Origin of the sequence: Oscillibacter sp. CAG:155 (assembly GCA_000436875.1) — a bacterium.
Classification (GTDB): Bacteria; Bacillota; Clostridia; order Oscillospirales; family Oscillospiraceae; genus Oscillibacter.
On sequence record FR890847.1, the window covers coordinates 24,059 to 33,908 of the forward strand.

The window sequence follows — 9,850 nt, forward strand, 5'->3', positions numbered from 1 at the left end:
TTATTCCCTCCCGTTGATCGATTGAATGGAGATCATGGTTCCGGTGAAATTGTCTTGTGCAGAAAGCCCCTTTTCCAGAACCAGAGTTTCCAGCAGACGGCAGCCCTCGTCCGGCGGCATGCGCATGGCCTCCAGCAGTTCCGCAGGCGTCAGCACACCGCTGATCCCATCGGAGCAGAGCAGCAGCACGTCTCCGGGCAGCAGGAAAAAGGGACGATGGTTATAGTCCGCCTCCCGCAGCTCCGGCATGCCCAGAAAGGCGCTCAGCCGCCGGGTGTCCTCATCATGTTCCGCCCGGGCGGGGTCGCTGGGCTCCCGGCCCAGTTCCTCCAGGTACAGTTCGTTGAGTCGGGTGTGCTCCCGGTTGACTTGGAACACGCCGCCGCTGCGCATCAGGAAAATGGCGCTGTCCCCCACGCTGATCCAGTGGAGGCGATCCCGGAGAATCCAGACCGCCACGGCGGTGGTGCCGCTCCGACCGCCAAAGCGCTGGAAAAGGGCGTCATTGATGGCACAGGTACCTGTGAGCAGCTGACGGGGGACGTCGCCTGCTGCATCCAGTGTCTGAAAGAGATGTAAAAAGCCGTCCACTGCCGCCTCGCTGACGGCTTTTCCGTCCGCAAGCCCCCCCATTCCGTCCGCCACCACGGCAAACAGTCCCTGGCGGGCCATGGCTTCCGGGTCCGAGGCATTTACCAGGGCAAAGGAATCCTCCTGCCCCTCCCGGGCACCGATGCCTTGAACGTTGCCGGCCAGAATAGGAGGCTGGGGCGTGGGGCGGCGGAGCTGCTGGGTGGGGGCGTCGTCCGTTACCCGGCGGGACCGGCGGAAGAAGTCACAGATCCGTCCCATGGCCGTCCTCTTTCCGCTTCCAGGTGAAGTGTTCGCCGCACAGGGGGACAAAGAGAAGCTTGGTCTCCCCGAAGTCAATGAGGTCGTATGCCTTCAGCGGCACAGCGGCAAAGACCTCCTCCCCGTTGAGATAGATGATGTTGCGGCCGCCGCCGGGGATGAGATTGAACCGGTTATTGCGCTCACTGTAACTGAGTTTGGCGTGGTTTTCCGCCGAGAGCTTCATGTCCCCGGTGATGGTGATGTCCATCCGGTCGCTGCGGCCGATGGAATTAATGCCGCCCCGGATGGTGTAGCTCTTGCCCCGACTGGGGCCCGCCACACAGGCAAGCCACCCCACCACCGGGTCAAACCCCATCTGGGACTGCATGATGCCCACGGTCTTGCCCCCTTCCGTCACCGGCACGGCCTCGGGCGGCATGGTGGGCCGGGGCTCCGCCGCCGGTGTGCCGGAGGGATCATACCCCTTGGGCGGCATGGTTTTGGAGGGAGCTGTCACCGGTGTATATCCCCGGGGCGGCTGGGTTTTGTTTTCTGCCGTGACCGGGGTGTATCCCTTGGGCGGCTGCGTCTTCTGGTCGGCAGTCACTGGAGTGAGGGGAGCCGTTTTCTGGGGGGCTGTGGCCGGTATCGGCGCGCGGGGAGTAGGCGTTGACAGGTGAATGGGCGCCGTGCGGCCTGCCGCCGCCACCGTGATCTGCTGATGGGTGTTGCAGTAGGGGCAGACGGCGTATTTTTCCGGGTCATAGAGATGTCCCCGGCCGCATTCAATCTGAGCCATGGTGATTCCTCCTTTTGCTGTGTGGGTCAGCTCTTGGTGACATTGGGAACATGGGCCACCGGTGACCAGTCGGTGATCTTGGCATTGCCGTATTCCCGGATCTCCAGGGACTGGAGATTGGTGAGGTTTGCCAGGGCGGAGATGTCTGTGACGCCCCGCTCCGTCAAGGTCAGGGACTGGAGATTGGTCAGTTTTCCCAGAGGAGAGATGTCGGTCAGAACGGGGCGGTTGTAATCTCCGTTGATGTAGAGTTCCAGAGAGCGGAGATTGGTGAGGCTTGCCAGGGGGGCAAGACTGGTGACCCGCTCATTGATGTTGAGGTAGAGGTCCGTCAGACCGGTGAGGCTGGAAAGAGGCGCCAGCGAGGAGTAGCCTGCCGTGTCGGAGTTGCCGTAGATCCGCAGGGAAGTCAGCTTGTTCAGCCCGGAAATGGGCTCCAGGCTCGCCACATCCCCGGAGATCTCCAGGTTGGTGAGCTCCGTGAGACCGGAAAGACCGCTGATGTCCAGCAGGATATTGGCCTGATAGTCCATGGAGGGCAGCCGCAGGGACTGGAGCTTGGTGAGCCCGGCCAGGGGCGCTACGTTCCGATAAGTGGCATCACTGCCGTAGAAGTTCAGCTCCCGGAGCTCTGTCAGGTTCTCGATCCCTTGGAAGCTGGCAAGGCCGTTTGCCTGCATGGAGAGAGACTGGAGGGCGGTGAGCTTGGAAAAGGCGGTGAGGTCTTTCACATAGCCGTCGGTATAGAGGTAGAGGGACTGGAGCTGCGTGAGGTTTGCCAGCGGGGAGAAGTCCTCCACGTACGGCGACGAGTTATTGCCGTTGGGGGAGATCTGCAGCTGCTGCAGCTTGGTCAGGCCCGCCAAGGGGCTCAGGTCTGTAAAGTTCAGACTGCCGTAGAGGTAGCACTCCTTCAGCTCCGTCAGGGTCTCCATCCCCGAAAGGCTGTTCAGCTGCCCCATGTCCAGCCGCAGGGACTGGAGCTTCGTCATGCCCGAAAGACAGGAGAGGTCCTCCGCCGCCAGGCCGCTGGCCACGTTCCCGATGCGCTGGAGCTCCAGGCTCTTGAGATTGGTAAGGCTGGATAGAGGGGCAAGGTCCACCTTATTGAAACTGCCGGCAAGCTGCAGCTCCGTCAGGCTGGTCAGATTCTCCAGGGGGGAGAGGTCCTCCACACCGAAGACCAGAATCCGCAAGGATTCCAGGTTCGTCAGACCTGCCAGCGGCGTCAGGTCGTTGATGCCGCTGCTTACACCGTTGCCCCAGCTGCCGTCAAAGCTGATCTCTGTCAGGCTGGTGAGATCCGCCAGGGGGCTTAGATCGCTGATGGCAGACCCAGGGGGCAGGGAGAGATAGGTGAGATTTTTCATGTTGGCCAGAGGAGAGAGGTCGCTGATGCCGGAGTTGCCGTTGCTGCCGCTGCCGCCGGAGAGCTGCAGCTCCTCCATTTGGGTCATCCCCGCCAGGGGAGAGAGGTCGGAGATCTCGTTTTGCCGCAGGTTCAGGCTCCGCAGCTCCGTAAGAGGTTCCAGAGCAGACAGATCCGTGATCTTGTTTTCCCGCAGGTCCAGGTAGGTGAGGTTCACCATGTACTGCAGGGGCTCGATGTCCTCATCTGTCAGCCCCATGCCCTGGAGGCGCAGCTCCCGCTCATTGGTGCTGTAAGTTTCCCCGGCGATGGTGACGGAGGGGACCGCCGACTGCTTGAGGGGCGGGCCGTCATCCTTCCCGCCGCCGGAAAGGACACCCACGGCAATGACTACCGCCAGCACGGCCGCGGCGATGCCGCCGAAGAGGGCGGGCTTTTTCTTTATCTTGGCAATGGCGGCGTCCAGCTGGCCGCCGGCGGTGGCAGGCGGAGGCGCGGCCCCCGGCACCTCCACCACCCGCTGGGACTCGATGGCCTCTAGGAATTCCGCGGCGCTCTGGAACCGGTCCTCCGGCTGGACGGCCAGACCCTTTAAAATGGCCTTGTCCAGATACTCCGGAATGTCGATACCCAGCTGGGAGATCGGCACCAGCTCATCCTTGTCCAGCCGCTCCAGAGACTCGGGAGGCAGGTACCCGGTGATGGCGGCATAGAAGCAGGCGGCGCAGGAATAGACGTCGGTGTAGGGGCCCTGGCGGCTTCTTCGGATGTACTGCTCTTTCGGGGCGTAACCCACCTTCAAAATCACGTCCAGGCTTTTGGACTTGTCCCCGATGGAGTACCGGGCGGAGCCGAAGTCCAGCAGCTTGACCATGCCGTCTTTGGTGATGTAGATGTTGTCCGGCGTCACGTCCCGGTGGATAAAGCCCTCGGCGTGGACGGCGGTGAGGGCCTGGAGCACCGGAATCATGACATTGCAGGCGTCCTCCACGCTGACCTTGCCGCCGTGGTTGGCGATGTAGGTCTTGAAGGAGATGCCCTCGATATAGTCCATGACGAAATAGGATGTGTCGTTTTCGTCAAAGTAGCTGGAAACACCGGCAATATTGGGGTGGCCGATAAACTTGGCCAGTGTCCGGGCCTCCTCCTGGAACCGTTCGGCACCGTAGGTGAAGGCCTCCGTCTTGCTCTCTGCCAGGACGGAGACGGTGGTTCCGTCTACCCGGGTGGCCAGCTCTCCGGGCATGAACTCCTTGATGGCAACTTTTGCGTCCAGTTGGGTGTCCAGGGCGAGATAGGTGATGCCGAAGCCTCCCTGCCCCAAGACCCGGCCCACAATGTAGCGGCTATTGAGCACTGTGCCGGCCCGGAGCGCTGTGGGGTATTTCTGCTGATTTTCCAGAAGATCGAACCCGCAGCAGGGACAGGGGCCATCCCCTTCGGGACGCTCCTGGAAACAGTTGTAGCAAAGGTGCTTGTTGAATCCTTCCATGCAAAAACCTCACTTTACAATGGATCGCGGCCGTGTGTTTTTTGCGGAAAACACGGGAAACAATTTGCCTGCCGCGGCAGGCGGATATGAGGCGGCAGAGAAAAGGCGGGGCGGGATTGCTCCCGTCCTGCCTCGAATGCAGGGATTACAAACCCAGCAGCTGCTTTTTCAAGGCGTTGAATTCTTCCTGGGTGATGGCACCGCAGTCCAGCAGGTCTTTGTACTTTTTCAGTTCATCTGCTGCGTCAAAGCCCGGCGTCTGCTGCCGGGGCGCGGAATACTGAGGTGCAGCGTACTGCGGTGCAGTATAGGCCTGGGCGCCATTGGCGCTGGTCTCCAGGGCATTGATCTTGTCCTGCATCAGAATCGGGGGAATGATGCCCACAAAAATAGCCAGGATCAGGCACAGTGTGGCAAGATCGGAGGGGATTCCTTTCCGTGCGGCCAGCTTGTCGAGCCGCTGGGCACTCTTATAGACCCAGTAAATGCTGTAAAAGGGTACGAACATGCACAAAAGCAGCTTGGTGGTGGGGTTGCGGGGCGGCTTATCCTCCACTTGGTTGAGATAGCGGGTGGTGCGGTAGATCCAGACGAGATACCAGATGCCGAAGGTGAACAGCAGCAGCAGGACATGAGCGACGATGCTGAAATAAGCGCTGCCGGCAGGGGCCGGGTTCTGAGGGGCGTATCCGCCGGCGGGATCGGAGGCAGCGGAGGAATTTTCTGCGGGAGCGGCGCCATAACTGGCGGCAGCACCGGCAGCGCCGAATCCGCCTGCGGGTTTTGCGGAGCCAGACTGCGTTCTCGGGAAGAGCCCGCCGTCAGAGTCAACGGTCCAGGCGGCAGTGCACAGCAGCACTACGGCGGCCAGCGCGTAGGCAATGGTATTGCCGAAAAGCTGCTGGATGAAAAAGCCGAAGCCGGAGCCGCCGAAGAACAGTTCCCACACCAGGGCAAAGAACTGAATCACGATGCAGACCGCCAGGCAGGCGGCGGGGACAAACCAGAACCTTTTCGCCGTCTCCCGCAGTGTGGGCAGGGCCTGGGTCAAAAGTGCCACCAGCAGCATCACCATCAGAATGAAGGCGGCAGACTGCAGCAGGTAGATCAGACGGTAGGAAAAGGTCACATAGGGGGCGATCAGACAGCGAAGCGCGTTGAGGGCGATCACACCAAAGCCGACGGAGAGCAGGATACTCTGCTTTTTCATCAGCAGCATTGCCGCAAGGAAGGCATAGGCTGCCAGAACCAAAATGCCCCAGACGATCACGGAGACGGGGAAATACTCCATGTACGACAGGTAGTGACTGTAATCTACAACGGATTTCAAAGAGAGAAGCGCGGTGATGGCGGCGGCGATCCCGCCGATGAGACTGCTGGAGAGCGAAGTCGTTTTCGGTTGCATGTCTTGTGTTGTCTTCTGCACGTCCTATCTGGCACAGGACGGAGGAGACACTCCCTTCCTTCTGTTTTTTGTTTTCAGAGAATCGATACCACACACATAAACAGAGTAAACTGCCCGTTCCGGGGTCAAAGCAGGGTCTTTTCGTTTTCAGAGAAGAGTTTGTCGTTGATCTCGTTTAGTTCCGTGCCGTGGAGGATGCCGTGGCTGATGATGGCGTCCCGCTTGATCCGGGGATAAAGCTGGGCATAGGAGGCTTGCGGGAGCAGCCGCTGGGTCTCCTCCAGGGAGCACCCCAGTCCGATACAAAGGCACAGCAGCCGGTCCCGGGAGGGATTCCGCCGGCCGGAAAACACCTGATGAAGGTAGATCTCACTCATGCCGGCTTTCCGCGCAAGGGCAGCTTTCGTCAGCGTTTTCTTCTCGTAAAGCTGGGAAAGAAGCTCTGCAACGTTCGTGTTGGCAAAGAAAGATTGATTTTCCCGGATGTATTGATCAATACTCGCCTCGCTCATCAGCTCCTGGCTCAGGTCGCTGGTTGATTTGTCTTTCACGTGGTTACGCCCCTTTACTTCTATGTCAAAATCACCTATACTAAATTTACAACGCTTTCCAAAATGATACAATATGCACACTGCATAGTACTTTTGTGCGGTAAGGAGGGGATTCCCATTTACGACTGGCTGCTGCATGTTTTACAGGAAGAGTATGAGCAGATCCGGGTAATGAAGGAGAGTTCCCGGGGCAGCGTACGCCTGATCCAGCATAAGGCCACAGGACAGAAATTTATTCTGCACGACTTTGCCGGAAATGCGGAAGTTTACCGGAAACTTCTGGACTATACCTGCCCATATCTGCCCACCGTATACGAGGTGGCACAAAAAGACGGGAAAAACCTGGTGCTGGAGGAATTTATTCAGGGGGATACCCTGGGATTTCTGCTGCAGGATACGCTCTTTTCCACGGAAGAGACCCGCAAGATTGCCATACAGGTGTGTCGGGCACTGTGGGTGCTCCACTCCATCGGCGCTGTTCATCGGGATGTGAAGCCGGAGAATATCATCCTGCGGGGATCGGAGGCGGTCCTCATCGATTTTGATGCCGCCCGGTTCCACAAGCCGGAACACGAGAGCGACACCCAGATTCTGGGGACTACCGGCTTTGCTGCCCCGGAGCAGTATGGGTTGTCTCAATCGGATATCCGCACGGACATCTACGCCATGGGCATCCTCATCAATGTGATGCTCACCGGGGAACATCCCTCCAAAAAGCTGGCGGAGGGGAAAATGGGCCGCATCGTGGACCGCTGTACCCATGTCAATCCCCAGCGGCGGTATAAAAATGTGCTGCGGCTGATGGAGGCGCTGTGAGATGAGCGGGAAGCAGAGTGTTTGTCCGCACTGCGGGGCCTGTTTGCCGGCGGAGGCATCGTTTTGCCCGCACTGCGCCCGAATGATCCGCGCCCGCCAGACGGTGGACATTCCCTCTCACCTGTGGCGGAAGGCCCTGAAATGGGTGGCCGGAGCCGTGATCCTGACCGCTTTGGGCGTGGGGCTGTATCTGGGCTTTACGCCCAGTACCTACGACGCTTACGGAGAGGTGACCTACACTGACGCCGACGGCACATACCAGCTGCTGCTCACCTTCCAGAATGAGCGATTCACCCCTCAGCCGGAGATCACGGAACAGGCGGAACTGGACGGGGAGTACCGGATGCCCTCCCGGCTCTTTATCAATCATGTGGGCACCGGTGCCAATGCGGGGATGATGTTCATGCAGAAGGTGGATACGGTCTGCGCTGAGATCTGTCAGCCGGAGGAGAGCGCCTCGCCCATGGTCTGCTCTCAGCCGGAATACCGGGACTTTTCGCCGGAGGCCGCCAGGGTGTCCCTGGTGGATTATACCGGCCGCAGCGACCCGGCGGAGCTGGTGTGGACCCTCAAGATGGAAAATGGGGATACCATCCGGCTGCGCCAGAAGATCAGGGTGGAGCAGATCAAGACTTATGACTATTATCCGGAGGACTGTGCCATGGGCACTGCCGAAGACCTTCAGACCCTGGTGGACCGGATCACGCAGGAGGTTCCTCTGCCGGCGGTGGTGAATCTGCACCTGCCTGCCGTGACCTATGCCGGCGGGCTCACCATCAAGGGCCGCCCGGTCAACCTTTATGGCTCTGCGGATGCCGAGGGAAACCGGACCACCTTTACCGATACCGTCCGGGTGGCCCCGCAGGACGGCCCTATTTCCTACTTCTACGATCTGAATTTCACAGGAGACGGCGCCGGGGTAGGCGTTTCTGCCTCTGCACGGTTCTGGGCGGAGGACTGTACCTTCACCAACTGGAAAACCGGCGTTTTGGGTTATGGAGATGTGTGGGTCAACGTCATCGGCTGCCAGTTTGCGGACAACGGCACCGGGTTCCACTTCAACAGCAGCGGAATCTATGTGACGCACACCATGTTCAATGACAATATCTTTCTTGACAATGATACCGCCGTGCTGCTGGAGGCAGTTCCCTCCGACGAGCCTCTGAACTTCCAGGGCTGCCGGTTCACCGGAAACGGCGTAGACATCGACAACCGCTGCGGCCAGCCGATGGAGATTTCCCAGGCCATCTTTGAGTAGGTTGCGGCTGAAAGGAGTGACCATATGGAACGAATCTGCCCTCACTGCGGCGCACCGCTGCCGGATGAGGCCGCCTTTTGCCCCCATTGCGCACGGAATGTCCGTGAGCGGAAAACGGCAGACATCCCCACCCCCCTGCGCAGGAACGTCCTGCTGGGACTGCTGGTACTGGCAGTTCTGGTTGTCCTGGGCGGCGGGATATATTGGGCTGCCCGCCCCCACGCGCCCCAGGAGTATGACGGGGTGGGGGAAGTGTACTACACCCTGGACGATACTGCCTACCAAATCCTGGTGGCGTGGCCCAACGACCGCTGCGCACCGGCACCGGACATCTATCAAAACGGGAGAGCGGAGGAGACCACCCGCTGGCCCTCCCGGCTCTACGTCAACTACAAGGATACTGGGGCTGATGCCTGGGATGCGTTTTCCCAGCAGGTGGATATGGTGCGTGTGGAGGTGGAGCAGGATGAAAACGGTGCCTCCGATCTCAGGGCTGAGGACCCTGTTTCACGGGACGATTACTCGCCGGACGCCGCGATGGTCTCTACGCTGGACTTTACCGGGGATTGTGGAGAGCCGCAGGTGGTCTGGATTCTGGAGATGAAAAACGGGGATGTGATCCGGGTCCGGCAGACCATGCATGTGACGCTCATCAACACCTATGTCTACGATTACCATGACTATCCCATGGAGACCATGGAGGAACTCCAGACTCTGGTGGAGCGGATCGGAGAGGAGACTGACCGGCTGGATGAGGTGCTCATCTATCTGCCTCCGGTGACTTATGAGGGAAAGCTGGAGCTGACGGGCCGCTCCTTTGAGTTCCATGGCTGTACGGACGGTACAGGCCGCACGGTTTTCACCGATACGGTCCAGGTAGCAACAAAAGATGCCTACTGGCTCAATTTCTTCTATGATATCGACTTTGTGGGCAGCGGCACCGGTGTGGGGCTCTCTTTCGCGGAAAGCGGGCGGGCTACCCGGTGTACGTTTACCGGCTGGAAGACTGCCGTGCTGGGCTATGGCTATGCCTGGGTCAATGTCATTGAATGCCAAGTGACAGACAATCAGACGGGGTTCCACTTCAACAGCATCGGCCAGAGCGCCAACCATACGCTTTACACCGACAATGTGTTTGCACACAACGGTACTGCCGTGTTGCTGGAAAACGTTCCCACCGACCTGATGATGGACTTTTCTGGTTCTGTGTTTACCGGCAACGGCACCGACATCGACAACCGCTGCGGTCAGCCGCTGGATGTCTCCCAGGCAACATTCGACGGCGCCGGACCGGCCTGAACCGTGGGAGGCCGTTTGCCTGGAGAG

The 9,850-nt window shown here is 59.6% G+C and carries 8 protein-coding genes; 3 read left to right on the forward strand and 5 right to left on the reverse strand.

The annotated features are described in order from the left end of the window. The 5 genes from QZL67_RS01895 to QZL67_RS01915 form a co-directional block, all read right to left on the reverse strand. Nucleotides 1-852: a PP2C family serine/threonine-protein phosphatase gene (locus QZL67_RS01895; RefSeq protein ID WP_022289088.1), complete on the reverse strand. Its 852-nt coding sequence runs from the start codon at nucleotides 850-852 to the stop codon at nucleotides 1-3. Next, a complete protein-coding gene (locus QZL67_RS01900; protein ID WP_022289089.1) occupies nucleotides 836-1,633 on the reverse strand; it encodes an FHA domain-containing protein in 798 nt (265 codons plus the stop codon). The genes QZL67_RS01895 and QZL67_RS01900 overlap by 17 nt, the downstream gene beginning before the upstream one ends. A gap of 26 nt (nucleotides 1,634-1,659) precedes the next feature. Further along, nucleotides 1,660-4,494, reverse strand: coding sequence for a leucine-rich repeat domain-containing protein (locus tag QZL67_RS01905; protein WP_022289090.1), 2,835 nt, complete (start codon nucleotides 4,492-4,494; stop codon nucleotides 1,660-1,662). Between the two features lie 145 nt (nucleotides 4,495-4,639). After that, nucleotides 4,640-5,899 carry a DUF4234 domain-containing protein gene (locus QZL67_RS01910; RefSeq protein ID WP_022289091.1) on the reverse strand — a complete coding sequence of 420 codons (1,260 nt, stop codon included), beginning with the start codon at nucleotides 5,897-5,899 and terminating at the stop codon, nucleotides 4,640-4,642. 125 nt (nucleotides 5,900-6,024) lie between these two features. After that, nucleotides 6,025-6,450, reverse strand: a complete 426-nt coding sequence (locus QZL67_RS01915; protein WP_022289092.1) for a helix-turn-helix domain-containing protein — start codon at nucleotides 6,448-6,450, stop codon at nucleotides 6,025-6,027. Between the two features lie 93 nt (nucleotides 6,451-6,543). Here QZL67_RS01915 and QZL67_RS01920 point away from each other — a divergent pair, with 93 nt between their 5' ends. Genes QZL67_RS01920 through QZL67_RS01930 form a run of 3 tightly spaced genes read left to right on the forward strand, consistent with a single transcriptional unit; the run spans nucleotide 6,544 to nucleotide 9,823 of the window. Beyond that, on the forward strand, nucleotides 6,544-7,266 hold the full coding sequence (locus QZL67_RS01920; protein WP_292919663.1) for a protein kinase: 723 nt from the start codon (nucleotides 6,544-6,546) through the stop codon (nucleotides 7,264-7,266). Nucleotide 7,267: 1 nt separating this feature from the next. Continuing rightward, nucleotides 7,268-8,524 carry a right-handed parallel beta-helix repeat-containing protein gene (locus QZL67_RS01925; RefSeq protein ID WP_022289094.1) on the forward strand — a complete coding sequence of 419 codons (1,257 nt, stop codon included), beginning with the start codon at nucleotides 7,268-7,270 and terminating at the stop codon, nucleotides 8,522-8,524. Nucleotides 8,525-8,548: 24 nt separating this feature from the next. Further along, nucleotides 8,549-9,823, forward strand: coding sequence for a zinc ribbon domain-containing protein (locus QZL67_RS01930; protein WP_022289095.1), 1,275 nt, complete (start codon nucleotides 8,549-8,551; stop codon nucleotides 9,821-9,823). The last annotated feature ends 27 nt before the right edge of the window (nucleotides 9,824-9,850 follow it).

What these genes read in the sequence shown, in the direction of transcription:
- QZL67_RS01895 (WP_022289088.1), bottom strand. Translation starts at nt 852, where the DNA reads ATGGGACGGATCTGTGACTTCTTCCGCCGGTCCCGCCGGGTAACGGAC.
- QZL67_RS01900 (WP_022289089.1), bottom strand. Translation starts at nt 1,633, where the DNA reads ATGGCTCAGATTGAATGCGGCCGGGGACATCTCTATGACCCGGAAAAA.
- QZL67_RS01905 (WP_022289090.1), bottom strand. Translation starts at nt 4,494, where the DNA reads ATGGAAGGATTCAACAAGCACCTTTGCTACAACTGTTTCCAGGAGCGT.
- QZL67_RS01910 (WP_022289091.1), bottom strand. Translation starts at nt 5,899, where the DNA reads ATGCAACCGAAAACGACTTCGCTCTCCAGCAGTCTCATCGGCGGGATC.
- QZL67_RS01925 (WP_022289094.1), top strand. Translation starts at nt 7,268, where the DNA reads ATGAGCGGGAAGCAGAGTGTTTGTCCGCACTGCGGGGCCTGTTTGCCG.
- QZL67_RS01930 (WP_022289095.1), top strand. Translation starts at nt 8,549, where the DNA reads ATGGAACGAATCTGCCCTCACTGCGGCGCACCGCTGCCGGATGAGGCC.